The sequence below is a fragment of the Actinomyces oricola genome (assembly GCF_004104015.1).
GTDB lineage: Bacteria > Actinomycetota > Actinomycetes > Actinomycetales > Actinomycetaceae > Actinomyces > Actinomyces oricola.
On sequence record NZ_RYFV01000017.1, the window covers coordinates 42,734 to 68,869 of the forward strand.

17 protein-coding genes are annotated in these 26,136 nt (G+C 68.3%); 11 read left to right on the plus strand and 6 right to left on the minus strand.

Annotated elements, in window-relative coordinates:
* Nucleotides 1–3: 3 nt before the first annotated feature.
* Entirely contained in the window at nt 4–1,359 is a 1,356-nt protein-coding gene (locus tag EUC46_RS08040; protein WP_128773652.1) for a MalY/PatB family protein, read from the minus strand.
* Between the two features lie 551 nt (nt 1,360–1,910).
* Between EUC46_RS08040 and EUC46_RS08045 the strand changes: the two genes are divergently transcribed.
* From EUC46_RS08045 to pulA (EUC46_RS08055), 3 genes are all read left to right on the plus strand, one after another.
* A complete protein-coding gene (locus tag EUC46_RS08045; protein WP_128773653.1) occupies nt 1,911–3,974 on the plus strand; it encodes an ABC transporter transmembrane domain-containing protein in 2,064 nt (687 codons plus the stop codon).
* On the plus strand, nt 3,971–5,710 hold the full coding sequence (locus EUC46_RS08050) for an ABC transporter ATP-binding protein (protein WP_128773654.1): 1,740 nt from the start codon (nt 3,971–3,973) through the stop codon (nt 5,708–5,710). The genes EUC46_RS08045 and EUC46_RS08050 overlap by 4 nt, the downstream gene beginning before the upstream one ends.
* A 78-nt stretch (nt 5,711–5,788) precedes the next feature.
* Nucleotides 5,789–8,626, plus strand: a complete 2,838-nt coding sequence (gene pulA, locus EUC46_RS08055) for a pullulanase-type alpha-1,6-glucosidase (RefSeq protein ID WP_128773655.1) — start codon at nt 5,789–5,791, stop codon at nt 8,624–8,626.
* A 72-nt stretch (nt 8,627–8,698) separates the two neighbouring features.
* Here the strand turns inward: pulA (EUC46_RS08055) and EUC46_RS08060 are convergent, their stop codons facing one another.
* Nucleotides 8,699–9,556 carry a TetR/AcrR family transcriptional regulator gene (locus EUC46_RS08060; RefSeq protein WP_164918785.1) on the minus strand — a complete coding sequence of 286 codons (858 nt, stop codon included), beginning with the start codon at nt 9,554–9,556 and terminating at the stop codon, nt 8,699–8,701.
* Nucleotides 9,557–9,809: 253 nt separating this feature from the next.
* On the opposite strand from EUC46_RS08060, the gene EUC46_RS08065 reads away from it, so the two are divergent.
* Nucleotides 9,810–10,922: a zinc metalloprotease gene (locus EUC46_RS08065; protein WP_164918786.1), complete on the plus strand. Its 1,113-nt coding sequence runs from the start codon at nt 9,810–9,812 to the stop codon at nt 10,920–10,922.
* Nucleotides 10,923–11,384: 462 nt separating this feature from the next.
* On the opposite strand, the gene EUC46_RS08070 is transcribed toward EUC46_RS08065, so the two are convergent.
* Both EUC46_RS08070 and EUC46_RS08075 read right to left on the minus strand, forming a co-directional pair.
* Nucleotides 11,385–12,125, minus strand: a complete 741-nt coding sequence (locus tag EUC46_RS08070; RefSeq protein ID WP_128773658.1) for an ABC transporter permease — start codon at nt 12,123–12,125, stop codon at nt 11,385–11,387.
* Nucleotides 12,122–13,036 carry an ABC transporter ATP-binding protein gene (locus tag EUC46_RS08075; protein ID WP_128773659.1) on the minus strand — a complete coding sequence of 305 codons (915 nt, stop codon included), beginning with the start codon at nt 13,034–13,036 and terminating at the stop codon, nt 12,122–12,124. Before EUC46_RS08075 ends, EUC46_RS08070 begins: the two co-directional genes overlap by 4 nt.
* 325 nt (nt 13,037–13,361) lie before the next feature.
* On the opposite strand from EUC46_RS08075, the gene EUC46_RS08080 reads away from it, so the two are divergent.
* The 3 genes from EUC46_RS08080 to EUC46_RS08090 all read left to right on the plus strand — a co-directional run bounded on the left by EUC46_RS08080 (nt 13,362) and on the right by EUC46_RS08090 (nt 15,553).
* Nucleotides 13,362–14,540 (plus strand): sensor histidine kinase, encoded by a 1,179-nt coding sequence (locus EUC46_RS08080; RefSeq protein WP_164918787.1) that lies wholly within the window; start codon nt 13,362–13,364, stop codon nt 14,538–14,540.
* A complete protein-coding gene (locus EUC46_RS08085) occupies nt 14,540–15,214 on the plus strand; it encodes a response regulator (protein WP_128773661.1) in 675 nt (224 codons plus the stop codon). The genes EUC46_RS08080 and EUC46_RS08085 overlap by 1 nt, the downstream gene beginning before the upstream one ends.
* A 129-nt stretch (nt 15,215–15,343) precedes the next feature.
* The gene (locus tag EUC46_RS08090) at nt 15,344–15,553 is read left to right on the plus strand and encodes a hypothetical protein (RefSeq protein WP_128773662.1); all 210 of its coding nucleotides are present in this window, start codon (nt 15,344–15,346) and stop codon (nt 15,551–15,553) included.
* Nucleotides 15,554–15,904: 351 nt separating this feature from the next.
* Here EUC46_RS08090 and EUC46_RS08095 read toward each other — a convergent pair whose 3' ends face one another.
* Nucleotides 15,905–16,744 carry an oxidoreductase gene (locus EUC46_RS08095; RefSeq protein ID WP_128773663.1) on the minus strand — a complete coding sequence of 280 codons (840 nt, stop codon included), beginning with the start codon at nt 16,742–16,744 and terminating at the stop codon, nt 15,905–15,907.
* A 259-nt stretch (nt 16,745–17,003) separates the two neighbouring features.
* Here EUC46_RS08095 and EUC46_RS08100 point away from each other — a divergent pair, with 259 nt between their 5' ends.
* The 3 genes from EUC46_RS08100 to pulA (EUC46_RS08110) all read left to right on the plus strand — a co-directional run bounded on the left by EUC46_RS08100 (nt 17,004) and on the right by pulA (EUC46_RS08110) (nt 21,845).
* Complete coding sequence (locus tag EUC46_RS08100; RefSeq protein WP_128773664.1) at nt 17,004–17,909, plus strand: helix-turn-helix transcriptional regulator; 906 nt, start codon at nt 17,004–17,006, stop codon at nt 17,907–17,909.
* A gap of 162 nt (nt 17,910–18,071) precedes the next feature.
* On the plus strand, nt 18,072–18,749 hold the full coding sequence (locus EUC46_RS08105; protein ID WP_128773665.1) for an SDR family oxidoreductase: 678 nt from the start codon (nt 18,072–18,074) through the stop codon (nt 18,747–18,749).
* A 132-nt stretch (nt 18,750–18,881) separates the two neighbouring features.
* Nucleotides 18,882–21,845 carry a pullulanase-type alpha-1,6-glucosidase gene (pulA, locus tag EUC46_RS08110; RefSeq protein WP_128773666.1) on the plus strand — a complete coding sequence of 988 codons (2,964 nt, stop codon included), beginning with the start codon at nt 18,882–18,884 and terminating at the stop codon, nt 21,843–21,845.
* 214 nt (nt 21,846–22,059) lie between these two features.
* Here pulA (EUC46_RS08110) and EUC46_RS08115 read toward each other — a convergent pair whose 3' ends face one another.
* A complete protein-coding gene (locus EUC46_RS08115; RefSeq protein ID WP_128773667.1) occupies nt 22,060–24,696 on the minus strand; it encodes a (Fe-S)-binding protein in 2,637 nt (878 codons plus the stop codon).
* Between the two features lie 510 nt (nt 24,697–25,206).
* Here EUC46_RS08115 and EUC46_RS08120 point away from each other — a divergent pair.
* Nucleotides 25,207–25,707 carry a tetratricopeptide repeat protein gene (locus EUC46_RS08120; RefSeq protein WP_164918788.1) on the plus strand — a complete coding sequence of 167 codons (501 nt, stop codon included), beginning with the start codon at nt 25,207–25,209 and terminating at the stop codon, nt 25,705–25,707.
* Nucleotides 25,708–26,136: the final 429 nt, after the last annotated feature.

A 26,136-nucleotide genomic window follows, 5' to 3' on the forward strand; every position in this document is an offset into this window, starting at 1 on the left:
AGCTCACCGTGCCGCCGAGCCCCGGGAGGCGAGCAGTTCGGCGACCGCGGCCTGGAGCCGGTCTAGGGCCTCATCGAGGGCGGCGCGGGGGCAGGCCACGTTAATGCGGGTGAACCCCTGGCCACCGGCGCCGAAGATGAGCCCGTCGTCGAGCCACAGGCCCGCCTTGGTCAGGAGGAAGTCGTCCAGGGAGCGGGGGTCCAGTCCAGAGTCCTTCAGCAGGCCGTGGCAGTCGAGCCACAGCAGGTAGGTTCCTTCCCACGGCGAGACGCCAATGCCGGGAATGGACTCCAGTCGCCCGGTGAGGTGGGCGTGGGCGGCGGCCACATGCTCGCGCAGGGCGTCGAGCCATTCCTCCCCCTCCTCGTAGGCCGCCTGGCAGGCCACCAGGCCCAGCGCATTGGCCTGGGCGTAGCCGACTGCGCCTACTTCACGGCGGAAGGCGGTGCGCAGCTCACGGTCGGCGATGAGGATATTGGCGGTCTGCAAGCCCGCCAGGTTGAAGGACTTCGATGGCGAGGTGCACGTGATGGTGCGTGCCGCGACCTCGGGGGACAACGAGGCGAACAGGGTTGTGCACACACCGGGGCGGGTGAGGTCCGCGTGGATCTCATCGGCCACCACCCTCACGCCGTGGCGCCCGGTCACCTCGGCCAGGGCCTCCAGCTCGGCGCGGGTCCACACCCGGCCCACAGGGTTGTGAGGGTTGCACAGGATGAGCAGGCGGGCGCCGGTGGCGGCAATGACCCCCTCCAGGGCCGCCAGGTCGCGGCGGTAGACGCCGGCGGCGTCCCGGACCAGGGGGGCGGCCGCCACAATGCGCCCATTGTCTTCCACGACCTCGCGGAAGGGGTAGTAGACGGGCTCCTCAATGATGACCGCCTCCCCGGGCGCTGTGTAAGCCCGCACCGCCAGGGCGAGGGCGGGGACCACGCCGGGGGTGATCGTGTTCCAGGCGGGGTCGACCTGCCAGTGGTAACGGCGGGAGAACCAGGAGACCAGGGCCGAGGCGTAGGCCTCATCGGGCTCGGTGTAGCCGAAGATGCCATGGGCGGCGCGCGCTCTCAAGGCCTCGACGACGGCCGGGGCGGTGGCGTGGTCCATGTCGGCCACCCACAGGGGCAGTGCGTCGGCCGGGCGGCGACAACGCCCGGCGAAGTCCCATTTCAGCGAGCCGGTGCCCCGGCGGTCAATAACGCGGTCGAAGGACGAGGCGAGGGAGCCGGCCGACGGCGAGGGGACGGCGGGGGAGCCGGCCGACGGCGAGAGGGCGGCGGCGGCAGTGCCGCTCGCGGGGGCGGCAGGGGCACCGGCGGGGGCGTGGTCGCCGGCAGGGGTGGCGGGGGTGGTCGTGGGCATGCGGGTGCTCCTAGAAGGGTGCGCCAGGTGCGGGATGCTGGGCGGCAGCGTCCCACTCGAAGTGATGGGGGGGGATGAACGCAGGACCGGGTGGTGGTCCGCGGAGTGCGACGAGCGGGAATGGTCCCGGCTCGGACTCTGACCGTTACATGGAAGACAGCGACGGCTAGCGCTGTCAGCGCATGCGCATTCGACGCATGACCAGGGTGCGCACCGGTAGGGCACGGGTCGAGGGCGTCGAGGCGGTCACGGCCCTGACCCTAGCCCCGGGTGGGTCCGCGGCGTCAAATGCGTCCGCCATGCGTGCAATCGTCTCCACCGCCTCACCCCTACTTGCTCACCCCTACGCCTCATTTGCCTCCTATTTGCCCGATTCCCGGGGCGGGGCTAGGGTGGGCGGCGTGAACAGTCTCGTCTATAACCACTGATCGGGCGGGCGGCCTCGAGGCCGCCCGCGAATCCAGGCACATCCCTGTTGAGCACGCGCGATCGCCTGCGCTGTGCGCGCTTCGCGCGCTCCGGGGCCCCAGACGACGAGACGAGTTACCCCTATGAGCCCGATGACGGCTGATCACGCCGCCGCACCCCCAACGCCCACCGCAGGCTCCCCCCAGGAGCCGACGACGCGAACCCGTCGGACTCCGTCGGCGAATACGCCCCCGGCGGCAGCCCCGCCCCCGGTGGCCCGCCACCCGCGCCGCTGGCCGCGCGTCCTTATGATCCCGACCGGGCCCCCACCGCCCTTGCCCGCGGCCCCCGGGCGCCTGCTGGCCGCCCTGCTGCGCCACAGCGCCCCGGCCCTCATCCTGGCCTCGGTGGTGTCGGCGTTGAGCTACCTGGTCAACGCCCTCATCCCCCTGGCGCTGGGCCATGCCCTGGATGCCGGCCTTGAGCAGGGCCTGACCGCTGAGTTGCTCCAGTGGGCCCTGATCCTGGGCGGGCTCGCCGCGGCATCCGCGGTGGTCTCCTGGCTGCATGAGGCCGCCGGCCTGTCCTGCTGGGCGGCGGGCATGATCCCGGCCAGCAGGGCCGCCGCCCACCGCACCGGCCGCAATGGCCGCGCCATCAGTCGCCAGATCGCCGGCGGCGAGATTGTCACCGCCACGGCCACGGACCCCGACTACCTCGGGGCGATGATGTATTTCGTCGTCAATGTCATTGGCGCTGTTGTTTCTGTCGCCGTGGTAGCGGTCCTCATGCTGCGGGTCTCGGTGCCGCTGGGCCTGTTGGTCCTCATTGGCCTGCCCGTGGTGCTGATGATCATTGCCGCCCTGGTCAAGCCCCTCCAATCCCGCCAGGCCGTCCAGCGCGAGGCCCAGGGGCGCCTGGCCACTATTACCACCGACGCCGTGGCCGGTTTGCGGGTTCTGCGCGGCATTGGCGGGGAGGACGTTTACGCCCACCGCTACGCCGAGCAGTCCGCCGTTGTACGTGACGCCGGCATTAAGGTCGCCTCCACTCAGGCGCTGCTCAGCTCCTTGAAGGCGGGCCTGCCGGGGGTCTTCTCGGTGGTGGTCGTGGCCGCGGCCGCCGGGCGCGTCCTGGACGGCACCTTGAGCCCCGGCCAGCTGGTCACCTTCTACGGATACACGAGCTTCCTGGTCGCCCCGCTGGGCGTGGCGGCCGATCTCATCACCGTGGCCACCCGCTCCTGGGTGGGGGCCCGCAAGGTCTCCCGCATTCTGGGTATTGAGCCGCTGACCGACGACGGCGCCGTCGACCCCGCGGCCGCACCCGACCCGGCCGGGGACCTCCTCGACGCCACCACCGGGGTGCGCCTGAGGGGCCGCCGTACCACTGCCGTGGTCTGTGCCGAGCCCGCCACCAGCGCCGCCCTGGCCGAGCGCCTGGGGCGGGCCGACGACGCTGCCGGCGCCGTTAGCCTCGGTGGTGTGGACCTGCGCGCCCTGCCCGTGGAGTGGGTGCGCCGCACCATTCTGGTGGCGGGGGCCCAGGCGGAGGTCTTCGCCGGTAGCCTCGCCGAAGCGGTTTTGGGCGAGCAGGCGCCCCTGGCCCCGGCACGGGACATGGCCGCTATTGTCGCCGACCAGGCCCGTCGTGACGTCGAGGGTGACGAGGCGCCCGCGGCCGGCTCCGGGGGGCTGGTTCTGAGCGCCGCCCAGCGGTCCCGGGCCACGGCATCCCTGGAGGTGGCCGCCGCTGACGACGTCGTCGACTCCGTGGGAGGACTGCTCGGCACCATTACTGAGAAGGGCCGCAGCCTCTCAGGCGGGCAGCGTCAGCGCTTGGCCGTGGCCCGGGCCGTTGCGGCCGAGGCCCCCGTGCTGGTGCTCATTGAGCCGACCAGCGCTGTCGACTCCCACACTGAGGCCCGCATTGCCCAGCGGCTCGTCGCCCACCGGCGCGGGCGGACCACCGTCGTGGTCACCGCCTCCCCGCTGGTGCTCAACCGTTGCGAGGAGGTGGTGCTCCTGGATCCCGGTAGTGGCGCCGAGATGGCCCGGGGTATCCACCGGGAGCTGTCGGCGACCTGCCCGGCCTACGCCGCCGTCGTCCATCGCTTTCAAGGCGGGGAGGCCGGCCTGGCCGCCCCCGCTGGACCCGCTGGCTCGACCGCCCCCGCCGAACCCGCCGAAGAGGAGGACGTCTCATGAGCCGCCGTCTGCCCGTTGCCGACGCCTCTCAGGTGCGCCGCCGCTTCGCCTCCCTGGTCGCCGAGCACCGACGGACCCTGGTCTGGGTGGCCCTGGTCCAGCTGCTGGCCGCCCTGGCCGCCGTCGCCGTGCCCAAGGTCCTGGGGGACCTGGTCGACGCCGTCACCCGCGGCACCGACGCCCGCACCGTGCACCTGGCCGTGGTCGCCATTGTTGCGCTCACCGCCGTGGGCGCCGTGCTCAACGGCGTGGGCGAGTACGGGGCTCGCGTCTTGGGGGAGCGGGTCTTTGCCGAGCTGCGCGAGCGCCTGGTGGGCACTGTCATTCACCTGCCGCTGTCCGCGGTGGAGTCCGCCGGCACCGGCGATCTGTTGGGGCGCACCAACCACGACCTGGACCGCATCCGCTACCTGGTCCAGCGGGGCATCTCGGGGATCCTGGTCATTGTCTTGACCGTGGCCACGGTTCTGGTCGCCTCAGTGGTCACCTCCCCGCTGCTCAGCCCGGCCATGCTGCTGCCCGGCCTGCTCATGGTTCCGGTGACCCGCTGGTACTTGCGCCTGGCCGTGCCCGGTTACCGGGCCATGGGGGCCATGTGGGCGGAGTTCGACGGCGTGGTCGCCGAGACCGCCGACCAGGCCGGCACCGTGGACGCCCTGGGGCTGGGCCGGCGCCGCAACGCCGTGTTCGACCGGGTCCTGCGCGAGGCGTGGAACACCGAGACCTACACCTTGTGGCTGCGCATGCAACTGGTGGCGGGCATGGGGCTCATCTTCCTGCTGCCGGTGGTGGTGGTCGTGATGTGGGGGGCCTGGCTCGCCGGGCAGGGCCTGACCACCCTGGGCGAGGTGACCACGGTGGCCCTTTACGCCCTCCAACTGCGCATCCCCCTGACGGAGGCGACTTTCTGGGTGGACACCATCCAATCCGCCGACGCCTCCATGAGCCGCATTGTCGGCGTGGAGCTGGTGGAGCCCGATCGCACGGCGGGCCCCGAGCAGCCCCGGGACCAAGTGTTGCGCCTGGAGGGGGCCTGCTTCGCTTACCGGGCGGGCCGCCCGGTCCTCCACAATATTGACCTGGAACTCGTCCCTGGTGAGCGGCTGGCCGTCGTCGGCCCGTCAGGGGCGGGGAAGTCCACGCTGGGGCGGCTGCTGGCCGGCATCCGCCCGCCCAGTGCCGGCTCGGTGAGGGTGGGCGGCGTTGAGCTGACCGCCCTGGACGAGGAGCGGCTGCGCGCTGAGGTGGTCCTTGTCACCCAGGAGCACCACGTTTTCGCCTGCTCCCTGGCCGACAACCTGCGCCTGGCGCGGCCGGGGGCCGGACCGGAGGAGTTGGGCAGGGCGTTGCGGGCGGTCGGTGCTCTGGAGTGGGCCCTGGGGCTTCCCGAGGGGCTGGACACGCTGGTCGGCTCGGGTGGGATTGTGCTCGACCCGGGGCGCGCTCAGCAGGTGGCCCTGGCACGGATCGTGCTCATGGACCCCCATACGCTGGTCCTGGATGAGGCCACCAGTCTGCTGGACCCCACGGCTGCGCGCGCCACCGAGCGGGCCCTGGATGCGGTCCTTGCCGGGCGCACGGTGGTGGCTATCGCCCACCGCCTTTACACGGCCGCCGACGCCGACCGGGTCGCCGTGGTCATTGACGGGAGGATTGTCGAGTTGGGCACCCACGCCGAGCTGGTGGCCGCCGACGGCGAGTATGCGCGTTTGTGGGAGGCATGGCAGGTGTCATGACACGCGGTGCCGGGATGCCCCTGGCCCAGGTGCCGGAGCCGTGACAGAGTGTGCCCAGCAACAGGAAGGCCGTCACCGATGACACCACGCGCCCCTCGGGCACCCCACCACGAAGCAGCTGTCCGCCATGCTCTTCCCGGCGCCGGGGAGCAACGCGCTTTCTGGGTTGATGAGACCACCCTGGCTTGGCCCGCCGAGCTCCTGCCGGTCAGTGTCGATCGCGACGACGTGGTTTCCGCCGGCCGCCAGCGCCCTCAGGGGCCGCTGCCGGTCGCGTTCAGCCTCATTGCGTGCCCTACCGGCGGAGCCGAGGTCGTTGACGGCATTGTGCGGCTGGGGGCCGAGGGGCGCGAGGTCCCCCTTGGTATCGGCGGGGAGCTCAGTGCTGAGTTCCTGGCCGCTCACCCGCAGCTCGACGGCTTCCTGGCCTTGACCACCCTCAATGAGCACGGGGGCAAGCGCCTGGGGCGCGGCGACATTGAGCGGTTCCTGACCGGCCAGCTGGCACTGGTCCAGCGCACTGACCCTGAGGTCGGCGGCTGGGTGACCGCTTTCACCGGCGTGCAGACGTGGCCGCTGCTCGACCGCCTCTATGGGCGCACCGCATCGCGCCGCGACGGCTCGGCCCCCTTGGGCGTGACCTGGGTCAAGGCGGACCAGGGGCGGACGGCCCCCGCCTTCGCCCTGTGGGCCCCCACCGCCACCAGGGTCACTCTTCTGAGTTGGGAGACGGGGGACCCCACCGGCTCGGTGCCCCTGGTCCAGGGGCGGCCCCTGCGCACCCCCGCGACGCGCCGCCCCGACGGGCGCTGGGAGGTGGGCGCCGGCGTCGTGGGGGCGGGGGCCCAGTACTTGTGGGAGCTCCAGGTCTACGTCCCGGCCACTGGCCGTATGGAGACCAATGTCGTCACCGACCCCTACAGCCTGGCCCTGACTGTTGACTCGCGCCGCAGTGTTGCCGTGGACCTGGCCCAGCCGGACCTGGTTCCCAGTGCCTGGGTGCGCACGCCCAGCCCCGTGGTTGTCAATGACTCCGCCCGCGCCATTTACGAGTTGCACCTGCGCGACTTCTCCGCCGAGGACCGTTCCGTTCCGGAGGCCCTGCGCGGCACCTACCGGGCTTTCACCGTGGATTCTGCTGGTACGCGCCACCTGCGTGAACTCGCCGCGGCGGGCATGGACACGATTCACCTGCTGCCCACTTTTGACAATGCCACTATCCCCGAGGAGCGTTCCGCCCAGCGGATCCCCCGGATCCCGCTGGACACGAGTCCGGCCTCGCGCCGCCCTCAGGCGGCCATTAGTGCCGTGGCCGACGTCGATGCCTACAACTGGGGCTACGACCCCTACCACTGGGCCGCCCCCGAGGGCTCCTATGCCACCGAGGGCAACCAGGACGGCGGGGCCCGCTGCGCCGAGTTCCGTCAAATGGTGGGGGCACTGCACGAGATCGGCCTCCAGGTGGTCCTGGATCAGGTCTTCAACCACACCGCTGCCGCCGGGCAGGACAAGCGCAGTGTCCTGGACCGGATTGTGCCGGGCTACTACCACCGCCTGAATGCCGCCGGCACTATTGAGGACAGCGCCTTCGGCGCCAACACCGCCACCGAGCACCTTATGACCGAGCGGCTCATGATTGATGCCTGCGTGTCCTGGGTGCGCCACTACCGGGTTGACGGCCTGCGGTTCGACCTCATGGGCTACCACTCGGTGGACACCATGAGGCGCCTGCGCAGCGCCCTGGACGCCTTGACCGTGGGGGCCGACGGCGTGGATGGTTCATTGGTCTTCCTCTACGGGGAGGGCTGGAATATGGGCGAGGTGGCTGACAACGCCCTGTTCACTCAGGCTGTTCAGGGCCAGCTCGGTGGTACTGGGATTGCCACTTTCAACGACCGCCTGCGCGACGGTGTGCGCGGGGGCAGCACCGTTGACGCCGACATGCGCGCCGCCCAGGGGTTCGGCACCGGCGAGTTGACCGATCCCAGTCCGTTTGACGAGCGCCGTGAGGGGGAGTTGCGCCTCGATCTGGCGTGGCGCACCGACATGGTGCGGCTGGCACTGGCCGGGAATCTGCGGGATTTTGTTTTTACCACCGGGGACGGCATTCGACGCCGGGGCGGGGATCTGTTCTACGGGACCGAGCCGGCCGCCTACGGAACCGAGCCGGCCGAAACCATTAATTACGTTGACGTCCATGACAATGAGACTCTTTTTGATGCGCTGGCCTATAAGCTGCCGCCACAGACCTCCATGGCCGACCGGGTGCGCATGAACACCTTGTGCCTGGCGACGACCGCCTTGGGGCAGTCCCCCTGCTTGTGGGCGGCGGGCACGGAGCTGTTGCGCTCGAAGTCCTTGGATCGGGACTCGTACAACTCCGGGGACTGGTTCAACGCCATTGACTTCACCGGCCAGGACAATGGCTGGGGGCGGGGCCTGCCGCCGGCGGGGGGCAACTTCGACTCCTGGGTCATTCAGGCGGGGCTGCTGTCTAATGGGTCGCTGCTGCCCTCCGACACCGATATTGCCGCCGCCAAGGCTGCCGCCCTGGATCTGCTGCGCTTGCGCCGCTCCACCCCGCTGCTGTCCCTGGGGTCCGCGCGCCTCATCCGGGAGCGGGTGCGCTTCCCCGGCTCGGGGCCGCGCACCCAGCCCGGTGTCATTGTCATGGTGATTGACGACGGCGCCGCAGCCGGGGATATTGATCCGGCCTTGGACGGCCTGCTCGTCGTGTTCAACGCGACGCCGCACACGATCTCCCAGCAGGTTCAGGCCCTGGTGGGGCGGCACTTCGTGCTCAGCCCGGTGCAGGAGGAGGGGTCGGACCCGGTGGTGCGTCAAACCAAGTACGACTCGGTGAGTGGGTGCGTGACCGTGCCCGCCCGCACGGTGGCCGTCTTGATCGAGCCCTGAGGCGGGACCGTCCGGGTCGGGCCCTGAGGCGGGGCCGTCCGGGTTGGGCCCTGAGGCGTCCCCCTCCAGGCTCTAGGGGGTTGAGCGGGGGCGTGAGAGGTTCGCCAGCAGCGTGGGCAGGGTGCGGTCCAGGAGCTCGGTGAGTTGCGGATCGGCGCCCTGGCCTCCCACCGGGTCCTCCTGGTCCTCCTGGCCGGGGCCGGACCCCGGGCCGGACTCTGAGCCCGGGTGCTCGGGGGCGTCCTGGCGCTGGGGGGAGTCTTTCTGCTCATTGGGCGCTGGGGCCTGCAGTGCCAGGCGCATGGAGCGGTCGGCAGCGCCGAAGATGAGTTCAATGGTGTCAGCGGGGCTGAGCACGCACTCGCGCCCAATGGCCTCCAGCCCGCCCAGCACCGCCGCGCCCACGCGCTCTTTGAAAGTGCTGTAGCCCTGGCGCAGGGTCGGGGCGCGCTCAGGGTCGCGCGTAATGTAGGCGGAGAACTCGAACTGCAGTAGGAAGAACTCTCTGGACAGGGGCAGGGTCATCAGGATCTGGGAGGCCAGGGAACGGGTGGCCTCGGCGAGCTCGGCCTCCGTCGATGGCATTGTCACTGGCCGGCTCGGCAGGGCGATCCGGTCAATGGCCTCGTCGACGAAGGACAGAACGCGTGACCACTGGTCGTCAGCCAGGCGGCGTACGAAGTGGTCCATATCGGTGAAGCTGGAGTAGAAGGCCCCCCGGGTATAGCCCGCTGCAGAGCAGATGTCACCGACGCTAGTGGCGCCAATGCCCTTGTCTGCGATGAGGGCCCGCCCCGCCTTGAGCAGTCGCGCCTGGGTTTGTGCCCGCTTGTGCGAGGGCGTGGTGTTGGCCAGGCGGCGCACCGCCGCCCGGCGGGCCGAGATGGGTGCCTCCGTGTTCTCAGGGGGTGCCGGCGGTTCACTGATCATGCACTCAGCGTATCGTTCCTTGACGCCTATGTGATGAGTGTGCTGCGACCAAGGGAGGAGTGTTTTTCCTCTTGACGCAGGAGGCTGCGCCCGCCCCATCTGGACCAGAGTTGTTTCGCCACCACTAGGGACTTCAGGAGTCGGCCTGCACTGCCCTCGCAAAGGGGAAGGATTCGATGAATACTGCGCGAGTGCGTTCGTGGGTGTATTGCGCCCGCCTGATCTGTGCCGGTTCTCTGTCATTGGGGGCTTCATGAGCGTCACATCACAGCACGGGGAAGCGGTGGCCGCTGCCGGGTTGAAGATCGGGCCCATGCGTTGGGACGGCGACCGGCTGGTTACCGAGGTGGCAAAGGGATCCAACGGTCGTATCTACGATCTCGACCCGGAGGAGGCGCGAGTCCTGCGCGCCTTGAGCGCTCCGGGCGACATGGCCGCCGTGCGCAGGCGTCTTGGGTATGACGTCTCCATGGATCTGGTTGAGGCGGAGGCCGAGGAGGTGATTGACGACCTCCTGCTGTGCGGTCTCATCGAGGAGCCGGCCGGCTCCTCTGCCATGGTCCAGGAGCACGACGACGCGCATCCTCTGGGGCCCAGGTCCTTCCTTGATGAGGAGCCGGCGTCCATTGCACAGATCCTGGACTCGTTGGCCGAGGGCATGTGGCGTATGGCGTCTTTGACGCCCCTGTGGATCACGGCGGTAGTCGCTGTGGGGGTGGGGGCCTTCTTCGTCCCGGTGGCGACTATCGCCCAATGGGATCAGCTCGTTGCCGTGGCTAGGGGTGCGATGGCTCAGCCCCCGCTCATGATCATGATGGTGGTCGTGGGGGTGGTGGCCTGGCACCTGCTCAGCAGGATCGGGCATGAGTTCTCCCATGGTGCGGCTTTCGTGCGCTTGACGGGTGGGAGGCGCCCCATCCTGGTTCACAAGTCACCCGATACCTGGATTAGGCCGGTCGTCATTCTTGATGGCCTCGGCCTCCTGGCTCCGCCGTGGCGTCCGGTGGCGGTTGTTCTGGCCGGTCCGCTGTTCACTTTGGCGGCGGTTTGCGTTCCCCTCACGGCGGCACTGCACGGCCCTGGCCTGCTCTCCGCGTGGGGCGCTCTTGCTGTCCTGGTGGAGCTGACCACCGTTATTCTGTGCCTGATTCCCTTCCCGAATACTGACGGGACGCACGTGCTGGAAGTGCTCAGCGCGACTAGTCACCTGCCGGTGGCGGCGGTGCAGGCTTGGCGGGGCGTGCCGCTTGCCGAGGAGCTTCCCCTGGTCACGCGTCTGGCGGTGCGGTACTACGCTGTTTTCCTCATGGTGGCGCTTGTTATTGCGCTTGTGTGGTCCTGGGTGCTGCTCGGCATTCTCATCTAGGGGCCGCGTGGATGGACCGACTTTAGGCGGGCCGCTCCTTCAGGAGCGGCCCGCCCAAAGTTCGTTCTACCGTCGCGTGGGGCATTCCAAGCTCGCCGCGCGCCGCTCGCGCACCGTGCTGTTCGTTCTACCGTCGCGTGGGGTATTCTCCCGCCGTCAGGTGGGTGGGAAACGTCGCGTTCAAGGCGTTCCGGTCCGGCCGAGTTGGTGCCTCGGTTTGGGTCGGGTCGGAATCCGTCCGTTCCCGTTCAGGCTGCTTCTGCTTGTTTCAGTGCTTCGGTCGGGGCGGGTGCAGTGTTCCAGTTCCTCGGCCCGGGCAGGGTCGCCGGGCGGCCTTCTCGCCAGAAAATCCTCAGTGGCTGACATTCGCGCCGCCTCGAAAACGCGCCCACCCGGTCGGTTTCAAGCCTCCGCGCTAGCTTGACCAGACCGGGTGGTGCGTCAGGGATGGGCAAAATAGCTTTACGTCCAGCGCATCTCCCGGATGGCGAACGCGAACAGCGCGACCGCTGCCACTGCGGTGACGCCAATGCCGGCGAGTCCGTCGAGCAGGGAGGCGGTGTCTGTCAGTGTCCACCTCGTGGCGTCGCGCAGGTAGGTCAGGGGGAGAAAGGTTGAAATGGTCGCGGCCCACGGGGGTTCAACTCCCAGCCGCAGCACCCCTGAAACCCAGCCCATGGGCAGAATGATCGCCGTAGCCGCCAGAGTCACCAGGGTCACTGTGGGCACGTACCGGCCCAGCAGTACTCCCAGTGAGTAGAAAAGCACTGTCCCCAGGAGTACTGGCAGGATTGTGAGCGGGGCCCGCGATGAGATCTGCATGTTGATCCCGGGCAGGATGCCGATGACGACGATCACCAGGACCTGGAGCAGTACCATCCCCCCGACCACGCCGAGCACTGACGCCATAATGGTGCCTTTTGATACCGGGACGCTGCGCAGCGCGCGGATCGTTCCGTTCTCACGCCACCGGGCAATGCTAATGGCTCCGCCGAGCGTCCCCACGAAAGCGGTGTTGAAGGCCATGGTTTCTGGACCAATGAAGTCGATCCCGGCGCGACCGCTCACCCCCGGGGCGTTCCCCATGGCGTAGACCAGGGCTACGGAAAGGGCGGTGGGGAGGATCACCAGCACGAGCATGGCCACGGGGTCGCGCAAGTTGGCGCGGATGAGGGAGATAACCAGGGCCTTGGATCGGCTCACGTCTTCCACCCCTGCACGGCGACCTGAGCGGCTGGACGTTCAGGAGTTCCCCTGTGCGCCGGGGAAGTAGTGGTCACCATGCCGGCGACCGCCAGCACCGAGTGGCCGGCGGTAATGTCGCGGAAGGTGACCAGCAGTCCCTCGGGAATGATGCGCACCGAGTTGACCTCTTTGAGATCAACGATCTTGTCAATCACTCCCGGAGCCTTGGGCAGGAGGATGGTGGCCTCTCGACTGCGCCGAGCAATGAGGGACGACGGCGCCGCCGTGGCCTGGAGTTGACCACCGTCGAGGATGGAGACCACATCGCACAGGGGCTCGGCCTCCTCCAGGCTGTGGATCGTGCACACGATCGTGGTGCCGTCCTGGCGAACTTGCTGGAGGAGCGCGCGAAGATTGTCACGGTCAGTGGTATCCAGGCCGGCCGTGGGCTCGTCGAGGAAAAGGACCTCGGGGCGGTGCACAATGGCCGAGGCGAGAGCGAGCCTGAGCCTCTCCGCCTGAGAGATCCTGGTTACTCGTGTGTTGGCAACGTCAGACAGGCCGGTTGCGGCGAGCACCTGTTCGGTGCGAGCCGCAGAGGATCCGAAGAGTGAGGCCATGGTGGCCAGGTGCTCCCAGACTGAGGCCCGGGGGAAGAACGCAGGGTTTTGCGTCTGGACGCCAATGCGTCTGAGAAGTGCCGGGTTGCGGGGCAGTGGTGCCCGGCCGAGGACCTTGACGGTTCCGGCATCGGGTTGCCTGGCACCGTAGATGATCTCCAGCAAGGTGGTCTTGCCGATTCCGTTGGCACCAATGATGCCGTGGAATGAGCCTGCCTCGACTTCAAGGTCCAGGCCTGTAAGCACTCGGCGGCGCCCGTATGACTTATGCAGCCCCCCGACCTGAACAGCAGACGCGGAGGTGGCCACCTCATTTCACCTCCTTGTCTGAATTCGTGACGGGAAGCTGCTCGGTGCAAGCTACGGGCGCCGCACGAGCGAGTGGCCCAAGCCTGCCTCCTGATCTGAGGTAACGGCTTCCTACACAGGTGCCGGCTTAGGTCCTTCTTTGGTATCAATGAGCAACCTCCGGCTGGTCTTCATGCCGGTAGTCGTCTGGCATCGTTACGCTAGACCTATCAACCTGCCCCGACCACCTGCCGATCGTGTTCTGTCTCCACCATCCGTCCATCTCTTGTTCCGGTCCCGGCGCTCCCCAACGCGCTCCGCTCCCCCTGCACCCGGGAGGCTTCCCATGCCTGTACGTTCGCTGTCGCGCGAGTTGCTCAGCTCGCAGCGGTGGATGACGCTGTGGCAGCGGTGTCGGAGGTTCGTAGCTTCCAAGCCCGGCGTCTCGGCCTTGATGCTCCTGGGCTTGGTGTTCCTCAGTCTGGATTTCCAGGATGAGGGTACAATCTCCTCAATCATCCTCGGTTTGGTCTCCGTGGCGGCCCTGCCCTTCCTGGACCGCTTCCCCTGGCCGACCACCGCAGTCATCAGTGGGTGTGCACTGTATATCAGTGGCACCGCTCAGATTGGTACAGCGCTTCTCGTTGCGTTTTTCACTATTTCTCTACTGACTCGAGCTGCGCGTTATAGGCAAGTCAGCTTTCTTGTCTTAGCTATCGCTATGGGGGTACCAGTAGCAGCATTTGCGGGCCGTTTCATCGCAGCTGTGTATATCCTCTATCTTCTTGTTACTGTTTTGTCTGTCGTAATTGGATTGACAATGCGGCGCGCTGATCGGAACTTGGCTCAGGCGGAATCGGCCCGTCAGGAGGCTCTGCGCGCGCAGCGCACCTTAATCGCCCGTGAACTCCACGACACTCTCGCGCGGGCGAATACGCAAATGGTTCTGCGCGCCGAGCAGGCCAAGGCTGCGACCTCCCCGGATGATCAGATCCGTGAGGTGCTCGATGATATTATCGCCACCGGGCGCCGCTCGGTCACTGACCTGCGTATTATGCTGAGGGTCCTGCGCCAGGATACGGTAACGCCCTCCGAACATCTCCTGACCTCGAGCGGTCAGGAGTCGATCGCAGCGGCTTTGGATCAGGCCGCTGGTATGCTGCGCGACCGTGGGCTGCATATCTCCACCCACCTGGAGGGTGATGAGTCAGTGGTGTCCCCGGCGCTGCTGGTCAGCATTGTTCGTGTCATTGACGAGTGCGCCGCTAATATGCTCAAGCATGCCGCGCGTGATGCCGACTGCTCTATCCAGGTAGAGATCGGCGCGGAGGAGGTCATAATTCTATCCATTAACCCCATCTCTGACCAGGCTCCTGCCCGCCGCGATGCGGCCCTGTCCTCTAACTATGGCCTTCTGGGGCTCGAGGAGCGGGCCTCGTCGCGTGGCGGGCATCTTACTTTCACTGAGTCGGGGCACCTGTGGGTGCTCTCCGTTACCTTCCCAATCGACACGAAAGCCGTTTGATGAGCACGCCTCCTATCCGCATCCTCATCGTCGACGACGACCCGATCGTCCGTGAGGCCCTGCCGCCCTTGATCGCCACCCCCGAGTCGGGCATCTCGGTGGTAGCCACAGCCGCCAACGGTGCCGAGGCGGTGAACATCGTGCATGAGCGCAACATCGACGTCGTCGTGATGGACGTCCAGATGCCGGTGCTTGACGGGGTGGGTGCCACCTCCCGGATCCTCGCCTCCGGTGGAAGCACAAAGGTACTGCTGCTGACCACCTTCGACGACGATGTCTTCCTGGACTCCGGCATTGCCGCTGGCGCCAGCGGCTTCTTACTCAAAACCACGCCGCCGGTGGAGATTGCCGCTGCTATCCGCACTGTTCACGAAGGGGGGAAGATTCTTTCCCCCGGTCCGACCAGTCGCATCCTGGACCGCTATATTCACGGTCAGGCCCCTCATCCGCATGATGCGGAGGATTTGGATCTCTCTGAGCGGGAACGGCAGGTGCTGGCCCTTCTGTGTCAGGCGCGCTCCAATCAACAGATAGGCCGAAATCTGCATGTTGCTGAAACTACGGTGAAGAGTCACGTATCGGCGATTATGCGCAAAATGGGTGTGAGCAGTCGTTTAGAGATTGTTGTTGAAGCTCACAAGCGCGGGCTCGCCGGGCCTCAGCGGAGGGAATAAATCTGAGACGCGCTCCACCCAAGGAAGGAATGATTACTGTGCCCTTAGAGGAGGCATAGTCGCCGGGGATCTTGTGAGGATTGAGATATCAAGTTCATCCCATTCGATATCTCAATTTCAGGAGTCCCCATGAACATTGTCTCCCGTTTCGGTGCTGTCGCTCTCGCCTCGGCTCTTCTGCTTGGCATCCCCACTGTGGCCAGCGCTGAGACCCCGAGTGTCGCCCCCCAATCCCAGACGGCAGTGACGGTTTCTGTTCCGGGTAAGGCTGTCCGTCCCATGCTCCCGATCAGCTGGCTGTGCCGCGCCAAAGTTTGGTTCTGCCGGTCGGGTTACTGAGCCGTCGAAAACCTTCGCAAGCGGGCCCACCTCTAGCGAGGTGGGCCCGCTTGTGCGCGCTCCGGGCTCCTCGCCTCAGGGGCCTAGTGTAGTTCGGGGCGCCGCGGGCGAGGGGAGGGCGCCCGTATGGTGGATACCCCGTACCTAATACGATAATCGCCGCTTCTCTTGATCAATGCGCGCGGTTCGGAACTGTTGAGAAGTTGCGAACAAGATTGCCGCCCACGCCGTCTGCTCCGGCGGGGTCGCGTTTTGTTGCAAGACGCTCTTAGGGTCCAGAGCGGGTCGGGCCGCGGGGTGTGCGCGCCCCGCGGCCCGACCCATGTCACCGGCTGCGACCGGCCTGCCGTATCAGGCTCCGGGACGGTCGGCGCTCCGGCTCACGGCCTCACGGGGGGCGACGTCGGCGCGGATCTCGTCGAGCTTTTCGAGCAGCCCGTCATAGGCGTAGTTGCCCAGGGGCAGGCGCTTGGGAGGATTCGCGTCGTGGGCGACGTCCACGATCGCCGTCGCGGCGCGCAGCGGGTCACCCGCCTCCTTGCCCACGTTCGCCCGGAAGTTCCGGCGGTACTCCCCGGCGGTGGCGTCGTAGTCCGCAATGACCCGCTCAGGGGCCACCTCGGCGGCGGAGGAGCCCGCCCAGTCCGTGGCGAAGGCGGAGGGCTCAATGACCACCACGCGAATGCCCAGCGGACCCACCTCCTGGGCCAGGGCGTCCGAGAGCCCCTCGACGGCGAACTTCGTGGCGTTGTACCAGCCCACCGCCGGGAAGGAGCGGACCCCGCCGACGGAGGAGACATTGAGGATCGTGCCGGAACGGCGTTCGCGCATGGAGGGCAGGAGCGCCGTCGTCACCGCGGCCAGGCCGAAGACATTGATCTCCACCATGCGGCGGACCTCCGCCTCGTCGCTCTCCTCCACCGCCGCGAAGTATCCAATACCCGCATTGTTGAAAAGAACGTCAATGGGGCCGGCCTGCTCCAGGGCCGTCCGCACTGCGGTGCGCACCTGCTCGGCGTCAGTCACGTCCAGGGGCAGCGCCAATAGGCGCTCCCCGCCCAACTCGGCGAGATCGGTCAGGGTATCGGTATTCCGGGCGGTCGCCACGACGCGGTCCCCGCGCCGCAGTGCCTCCGCCGCCACCGCGTGACCGAAGCCGCGAGATGCGCCGGTAATGAACCAGGTAGTCATGAGATGTCCTTTCGGAGGGGCCCGGGTGCCGTATTGCGTCCGGGGTGCGGGATCGCTGACGGATCCAGTACAGCGGCCCCTCAGGGGCCCCGGAAGAGAACGGGTCATCCTAGGACTGTGGCTCCTACCCGAGGCCCGTGCCGCGCACGCCGCCAAAGAACAAGAGAAACAGGGGAACACAGGGGGACACAGGGGGACAAGGACTGTCGCTCCCACCGGGGACTCGACGCCGACAGCCGAAGCGCAGGACAATGTCGTAATGCCGCGACATGAGAAGAATCAGGCGCTCAGCGACTTCCTCACCGCCAAGCGGGCCGGAGTCACGCCTGAGAGCGTGGGCATCGCCGTGACTGGGGCCCGGCGCGTCCCCGGGCTGCGCCGTGAAGAGGTCGCCTTCTTGGCCGGGGTGAGCACTGACTGGTACATCCGTCTGGAGCAGGGTCGGGACGTTACCCCCTCTGAGCAGGTTCTGAGCGCCATTGGCGCCATCCTCCGGCTCGACGAGGCGGAGCAGAGCTACCTTGTTAACCTCGCCCGGCCCGCGGGCCTCCACACCGGCGACCCCGGCATCCCGCCGGTGCGCCCCGGCATCTCCCGCATGATCCGCGCCTTCACCTGCCAGGCGGCCTTCGTCCTGGGGCCGCGCATGGAGGTTCTGGACGGCAACGATCTGGCCTGGGCCCTCCTCGCCGACTTCCCCTGCCGTCCTGTGGGCCAACGCAGTCTCATCCACTGGGTCTTCACCGACCCGGCCACCCGGAGCCTCTATGCGGATTGGGAGATCATCGCCTCCGAGCTCGTCTGTGTCCTCCAGCTCGAGGCCTCCGCCCGCCCGCGCGACCCCCAGGTGGCCGCCCTCGTGGAGGAGCTGAGCCGGGTCAGCGAGGACTTCCGCACCTGGTGGTCCCGCCCCGCCCCCAAGGGGCGCACCTCCGGTGTTAAGCGCTTCCACCACCCCGCCGTCGGGGACCTGACCATTGAGTGGGAGGCCTTCACCTTGGCGGAGGACGACACCCAGACCGTCTTCGTCTACACCGCCGCCGACGAGGCCTCGCACAAGGCCCTCATCCGCCTCGCCGCCTGGTATGCGGAGACCCATTCCACCCATTCGCCCCCGTCGGCTTCCTCCGGCACGCAGATGGAGGAGAATATGGAGGAGAATTGAGGAGTCCCGACAGCAGTCGGGTGAGCGGCCCCTGTTCGCCGCGCGCACACCCGGGTTCCATGGCCTCATGCGATAGTGCGAGGATCCGGCCAGGGCGGTCGCCATGCTCACAGCACTCACAGCCCTGAGGCATCGCCCTGCTTCAACCTGAAAGGACCGCTTATGTCCCGCATTATGATCATTGGCGGACACGGAAAGGTCGCCCTTCTGGCAGCCCCGCTGCTCGTGGCCGCCGGGCACGACGTCGTCTCCCTTATCCGCGACCCCGCCCAGGTGCCGGACGTGGCCGCCACCGGTGCTACACCCCTGGTGCTGTCAGTTGAGGAGGCCGACGTCACCGACCTCACCCGGGCTTTCGCCGGCGCTGACGCCGTCGTCTGGTCCGCGGGGGCTGCCGGCAAGGGCGGGCCGCAGCGCACCGACGCCGTGGACCGTGCTGCTGCGATCCGCTCCATGGAGGCCGCCACCGCTGCCGGGGTGCGCCGCTACGTCATGGTTTCCTTCATGTCCGCCTACGGGGACGTCGCCGAGGATCATCCGCTGCGCGCCTACGCCATTGCCAAGATCGCCGCCGATCGCCACCTGCAGGGCACCGGGTTGGACTGGACGATCCTCGGGCCGGGCCGCCTCACCCTTGAAGAGCCCTCGGGGGCCATAGCCGTCGAGCGCGTCGCCGAGGGTGGAGACAACTACACCTCGCGCGGCAACGTCGCCCGGGTCATTGCCGCAGTGCTCGCCGAGCCCGCCAGCATTGGCCGGGTCATCCCCTTCCACGACGGCGCCGTCCCCATTGCGGAGGCGGTCGCCAATGTGCCGCCGGAGTACTCCGATCTGTCCTGATCCGTCCCGACCACTGACGTCGAGGCGGCTTGCCGAATAAGCCGCCTCGACGTCACATAGCGCGCGAACGCCGGGGCGAGGAAGACTACGCAATGAGCGGAGTCTCTTCCACGCCGGACCGCGAGAGGCAGCATGTCCTTCACCTACACCGTCACCCTCACACTCGAAACCACCGCCTTCCCGCCAGTGCTCGGCAGCGAGGAGCAGCGCGCCTACTGGGTCACGCCCACCACCCTGGCCTGGCCGCTGTCCCTGCTGCCCATGGGAATGCACCGGGAGCAGGTCGTCAATGACGCCGGCGAGCCCCTCGCAGGCACCGGCCTGGCCCTGTACCTCGTGACAGCCCCCTATGGCGGGGTTGCCGCTATCCACGGGCGCATTGTTGGCGCCGACTCCATGCCCGCCCCCACCTTCACGCCCCTGCGCGTGACCGGGAACCTACCCGCCGACGTGCGCGCGACCCACCCCCACCTGGAGGGCTATATTGCGCTGAGCCTCGCCGACTCCGACGGCACCCCCAGGCTCGATGTGGCCTCCGTCAAGAGAGCCCTGACCGGCCAGATCGCCGTGGCCCAGTACGCCAACGTCACTGACGACACTGACGTCACTGACGACGCAGATGCCCGCGCCGTCGGCGACGCCTCCAACAGTGACGCCTCCGACAGTGACGCCTCCGACCTGGCCGTTGCGGCGCCGTCGGGGACCCTGGACGCACTGACCGGCGTGCAGACCGCCATTATCCTGGACCACCTCTACGCCGAGGCCGCCTCTACCGCCGAGCTGGGCCTGACCTTCCACGACGGCCGCCCCTCCTTCTTCCTGTGGGCGCCCACCGCCAAAGCCGTCACCCTGCTGACCTGGAGCACCGGCGACCCTCACGGTTCGGTGCCCGAAGTCCGTGGCGAGCCGGTACGAACCCCGGCCATCCGCCAGGACGACGGCCGCTGGGGCGTGCCCAACACCGACGGCGCCATCACCACCGGCAGCCAGTACCTGTGGGAGGTCGAGGTTTACGTTCCGGCCACCGGCCATGTGGAGACCAACACCGTCACCGACCCCTACTCCGTGGCCCTGACCACCGGCTCAACTCGATCGGTGGCCGTTGACCTGTCCGACCCGGCCCTGGCCCCCGCCCAGTGGGCCACCACAGCCGCGCCGCCGGTGCGCAACAACTGCGCCCGGAGCATCTACGAACTGCACCTGCGGGACTTCTCCGCCGCCGACCAGAGCGTCCCACCCGGGCTGCGCGGCACCTACCGGGCCTTCACCGTGGCCGACTCGGTCGGCGTGCGCCACCTGTCCGAGTTGGCCCGGGCCGGCATGAACACCATCCACCTGCTGCCCACCTTCGACATTGCCACTATCCCCGAGGACCGCTCCGCCCAGGCCGTGGCGCAGGTGCCCGCCGGGGCCGGCCCGGCCTCCACCGAGCAGCAGGCCGCCATTGCGGCGGTCGCCGACCGCGACGCCTACAACTGGGGGTACGACCCGCTCCACTGGGGCGCCCCCGAGGGCTCCTACGCCACCGAGGGCAACCAGGACGGCGGCGCCCGGGTGGCGGAGTTCCGTGAGATGGTCGGCGCCCTGCACGCCCTGGGTTACCAAGTGGTCCTCGACCAGGTTTACAACCACACCGCCGCCAGCGGGCAGGACCCCGCCAGCGTGCTGGACCGGGTGGTCCCCGGCTACTATCACCGGCTCGACGCCGTGGGCACGGTGACGGCGTCGACCTGCTGCGCCAATACCGCCACCGAGAACGCCATGTGCGAGCGGCTCATGATCGACATGGTCCTGCGCTGGGCCCGGTGGTACCGGGTTGACGGCTTCCGCTTCGACCTCATGGGGCACCACCCGCGCGCCGTCATGATGCGCCTACGGCAGGCGCTCAATGGCCTGACCATGGAGCATGACGGCGTGGACGGCTCCGCCATCTACCTGTACGGGGAGGGCTGGAACTTCGGGGAGGTGGCCTACAACGCGCTGTTCGTCCAGGCCACGCAGGGTCAACTCGACGGCACCGGCATCGGCACCTTCAACGACCGGCTGCGCGACGCCGTCCACGGCGGCGCCCCCTTCGACGCCGACCATCGCGTCTACCAGGGTTTCGGCACCGGCCTGCTCACCCAGTCCAACGGGCTGGACCCCCGCAACTGGCATGACCAGTCGGCGGACCTGGCCCACCGCACCGACCTGGTGCGCCTGGGCATGGTCGGCAACCTGCGCGACTACCTGCTGACCACCTCCGATGGCTCTGTGCGCAAGGGCGGCGACATTTACAACAATGGCTCACCGGTCGCCTACGCCACCAGCCCGGAGGAGAACGTCAACTACGTTGACGCCCACGACAACGAGACCCTTTACGACCTGCTCGCCTACAAGCTGCCCCGGGGTCTGTCCATGGCCGAGCGGGTCCGCATGAGCACCGTATGCCTGGCCACCGTGACCCTGGGGCAGTCCCCGGCCATGTGGTCGGCGGGCACCGAGTTGTTGCGCTCGAAATCCCTGGACCGCGACTCCTACAACTCCGGGGACTGGTTCAACGCCATTGACTACACCGGTCAGCTCTCCAGCTTCGGGCGGGGGCTGCCGTCGGCGGCCCGCAACGAGGGATCCTGGCACATTCAGGCGCCCCTGCTGGCCGCACCCTGGCTGCGACCCACGCCGCAGGACATGGCGGCCGCCAAGGCGCAGGCCCTCGACCTGCTGCGGCTGCGGGCCTCCACGCCCCTGTTCACCCTGGGTGAGGCCTCCCTGGTCTACGACAAGGTGAGTTTTCCGGGCGCCGGCTTCGGCTCGCCCTCAGGGGTCATTGTCATGCTCATCGATGACACGGCCGGCTCCCAGGACGTGGACCCCGACCTGGACGCGGTGCTGGTGGTCATTAACGCCTCCGGGCAGGCGCTCTCCCGCGCCCACGCCGAGCTGGTGGGGCGCAACTTCAAGCTCTCCCCGGTCCAGGTTGCCGGGACTGACTCACTGGTGCGCCAAACCGGCTTCGACCCCGCGTCCGGCGCCCTCACCGTGCCCGCCCGCACGGTGGCGGTCCTGGTCGAGCCCTCCCCGCGCCGGCCCGGGGCGGCTGACGGCGGGCGTTAGCGGCTGACCGCGGGCGTTGTCGCCGGCAGGGCAGGTGGCCCAGGTGGCCCCCGGCCCAATAACTGGGCGGGTAGCCCGTGGACGGCTCGACCGAGGCGGCATTCGTCCCCAAAGCGGCCCCGGCCCAACGCCCGCACCGGCGGCCGCGCGAGTCGCACCGGCGGCCGCGTGAGTCGTACCGGCGGCCGCGTGAGTCGTACCGGCGGCCGCGCGCTTACTGCGCTGCCTGCTGGCCGCGGTGCACGGCTTCGAGCATGAGGGTGGCGACGTCTGTGACGCGTGCGCCCGCGCCCTCGGAGGCGACCCCGTCGGAGAGCATGGTGGTGCAGAAGGGGCAGGCGGTGGCAATGACCCGGGCCCCGGTGCCGAGGGCCTCGCGGGAGCGCTCCACGGCTATGCGCGTGCCTATGGACTCCTCCATAAAGGCGTGCGCGCCGCCCGCACCGCAGCAGAAGCCCTCCTCGCGGGAGCGCGGCATCTCAATAGTGGTGGCGCCGGTGGCCTCAATGAGTTCACGCGGCGGGGAGTAGACGCGGTTGTGGCGGCCCAGGTAGCAGGCGTCGTGGTAGGTCACTGTGGGAGCGTCAGCGGGAGCCGGCTCCGGGGGCGCCGGCCGCGGGGGTGCCAGCTTCGACAGGGCCGGCATCGACGGGGCCGGCTGTGGCGGGGCCGGCTGTGCACCGGCGGGAGCCTCGCCCTCGCCCGTTCCCGGCGCCGGGGTCCCATCCGCTTGCGCGGTCGTTCTCCCAGGTCCGCCCCGGCCCTCGCCGGGGCGGACCTGGGCATGGTCCGCCCGGGCGGCACTCGGTGCGAGGGCCCCGGGCGCCACGGGCCTTAGCCGCCCCTCACGCACCAGGGTGTTGAGCAGTTGGGTGTGGTGCACTACCTGGTAGTCGCCACCGGCCTGCGGGTATTCGCGGGCCAGGGTGTTGAAGCAGTGGGCGCAGGTGACCACAATGCGGGTGGCCCTGGCCTCGGCAAGGGTCTCAATATTCTGGGCGGCCAGGGTCTGGAAAAGGATTTCGTTGCCGGCCCTCCGGGCCGGGTCCCCGGTGCAGGCCTCTGCGTCCCCCAGCACCGCGAAACTCACCCCCGCAATGTGCAGCAGTTCGGCGACCGCCCGCGTGGTCTTCTTGGCCCGGTCCTCATACGCCCCAGCGCAGCCCACCCAGAACAGGTAATCCACCTCGGAGGCGTCCTCGACGTCGACCCCAACGACCGGCACCTCGAAGTCCAGCCCCTTGGTCCACTCCATGCGCTTGCGGGGCGCCAGCCCCCACGGGTTGCCCTTGGACTCCAGTTTGCGGAACATCTGCCCCAGCTCCCGGGGGAAGGCCGAGGCCATGAGCACCTGCTCACGGCGCACGTCAATAACGTGGTCAATGTGCTCAATATCCACCGGGCACTGATCCACGCAGGCGCCGCAGGTGGTGCAGGACCACAGGACGTCCGCGGGAATGACCGCCCCGGCCAGAGGGGCGGGTCTGGTGGCCACACCCGTCTCCGAGGGGGCGGCCTTGGCCTCCAGCAGGGCGGTCAGGACATCGCCGGTGTGGGCGCTGCCGGGCGCCAGACCCAGGTGGGCGCTGCGGGCCAGGCCATCACGGACCCCTAGCGCCCGCCCCACCGGGCCGGCGGGACGGTCGGCCACCTGGGCCTCGGTGACCTCCTCAGGATCGACGCCCAGGGCGCTGGCCGCCCGCAGGAAGGGGGCGGCGGCAGCGTGATGGTCGCGCAGAGCCAGAACGAAAAGCTTGGGCGACAGGGGCTTGCCGGTGTTCCAGGCGGGGCACAGATCCTGGCAGCGCCCGCACTCGGTGCAGGTGGAGAAATCCAGCAGGCCCTTCCAGGTGAAGTCCTGGATACGACTCACGCCCAGGCTCACCTCAGGGCCGGTGCCCTCCTCCGCGGCCTCCATGGCCTCGTCGAGCGCATCGAGTTTCTGGGCGGTCAGGGGCTCACCAGCCACCAGGAGCGGCTGAAGAGGACCCAGGGACTTGGCGCCGTCGACCTCGCGGCGCGCGTACAAGTTGACGAAGGCCAAGAAGCGGTGCCAGGCCACCCCCATGGAGGGCTGTAGGCCAACGACCACGAACCAGGCCATGGAGATGACCACTTTGATTGTGGCCACAACCATAATGGCCACCGTCAGCCCCGTCGCCCCCAGCGGCTCCAGGAGCGGGCCGGTCCAGGCCGTCAGCGGGAAGTGCGTCCAGGTGGCCAGGGCGCGCTCGGCGTCGTCAGGGCTGGCGGCAAGAAGGGCGTGCTCCAGCATCCGCAGCACCAGGACGCAGCCGACGACGCCGAGCACCACCGCCTCAACGAAGCGCGCCTGGGCGGCGCTGGAACCGGCGAAGCGGGACGTGCGCGGGCGGGAGGCGCCCTGCGAGTCGGGGGCGTAGGGGGGCTTAGCCCTCCCGCCCCGGTTCAGGCGCGTGCGCAGCACCATTAGGTGAATGATCCCGCCCAGGGACGCAACAGCAATGATCTCGACCACCCACGACCACCACGCCGCATGGCCGAGCCACGGCAAAGTGAAGGAGGCCCCGCCCAGGACCTGCCCGTAGCCGGTGACCAGGGTCAGGAAGAGCAAGGGGAAGGAGACCATGACCAGCCAGTGGGCGGCGCGCACCCAGGGACGTCGTCGGAACGCCTGGTGATCCAGCACGGAGACCAGGGTCCGCCACAGGCGACGACCCACAGGGTGCAGGCGCTCACGCGCCACAGGCCGGCCCACGCGCAGGCGGGCGGTAATGGTGGTGCAGGCGCGGCCGAAGACCGTCACCCCCACCACAGTGGCCAGGGTGACGACGACAGCGCACACGAGCTGCACGATCCCCAGTGAATTCATGGGATCAGCCTACGCGGAGGCGTGGGCTCGTATCCGACGGGGAGGGGGCGCCCCAGGCCCCGCCCCTGACGACCCCCGCGCCCGTGGACGCGTACCCGGCGGGAGGGGGCGCCAGGGCCGGAGGGAGAGGCCCCAACCCCGACCCCGCAAACCCGTAACCATCCGGGGCACCAGGGCCGGCGGGAGGGGGTGCCATGTGGGCCGCGGGGCGAGCCCGCCCCATTGCCCGCCGGCTGAGGCATGAACCGCATTAATATGTTCCTAAAAAAGTGAGAAGGCGCAAGAAAAGTGCAGTATAAATGCCTTTCCCGACGCTGAGGCGCTGATCGAGAAGCAGTTTCCGCCGCCCTCGCCCTGCACCGAAGTCAAGGCTGTCGCATGGTGAGTTCTATCCGGTGCCCGCTACCCGGTGACCAGGGGTTGTGTCGTCGACCACATCCGGGCATAATCAAGCCACATTCTCGGGGTGGTGGGCGGCTGTCGGGGGTCACGTCTTTCAGGAGGCAGCACATGGTCGGCGAGGCGGCAAACGACGCGGATGAGATAGAAACAATCCTGGAGGAGGCTCAACGACTGATAAAGCAAGCCGATAATCGACCTCCTTTCTCCACCCCGGAAGATTCCAATTCCGCCCTTTCTACCCTCCGCAAGGCCCGTGACCTTTACCGGCAGGTGGGCGGGACGCAAGAGGAGCAGGCGAACTGCTTGCACGTCATTGGCAGAACCCTGGGCGCGATGGGGCGGCACGAGGAAGCGGTTGCCGCCTACCGAGAGGCGTTGGGCGTTTACTACCGCCTGCTCGACTCGGGTCGGGACCGAGCCGACTGCCTGCATGAACTCGGCGACGCCCTGAATGAGCAGGGGCGATATGAGGAGGCGTTAGTGGCCTATCAAAGTGCGCTAGATATTTACCACAGGGATGGTGGGGGTGGGGAGCGGGAGGGAACCTGCCTGAACCGCATGAGGGCCGTCGTCGAGAAAATAGAACAGCGCCAGGGGCCTGACCGGTGAGAGATCCGTGGGCGCGGTGCTGCTCCCGTTGTTGTGAAGGCGGATGCGCTCACGATCCTCCACATACCTGCACCCGACTAGCCGGCTCTGATGCTGTCCGACTCCCGAGGGTTCGTGGGGCCGCTCGTGTCGACCTGGGTCCTTAAGAGGGGTGCTGCCCGACTCCCGAGGGCTCGCGCCGTCTGGGGTCCCCCGGCGTCATCTGGGACCCCCGGGGGTGTGCGGGCTTGGGGAAAGATCGCCGCCACCGGGAGTGTGGGGACAGGGACCCCTGGGCGCGTGCGGGCTTGGGGGTTGCACATTGAGCCTTTCTCACTGGGAGTGGGGGTCGAGGGGTGAAGATGGTTGGAGTGGTGCGGGGAGGTGGGTGTGTCGTAGACGAAGGCACGCGGAGCCGTGCGTCAGAGTTGTTTTCGACCAAGAAAACCT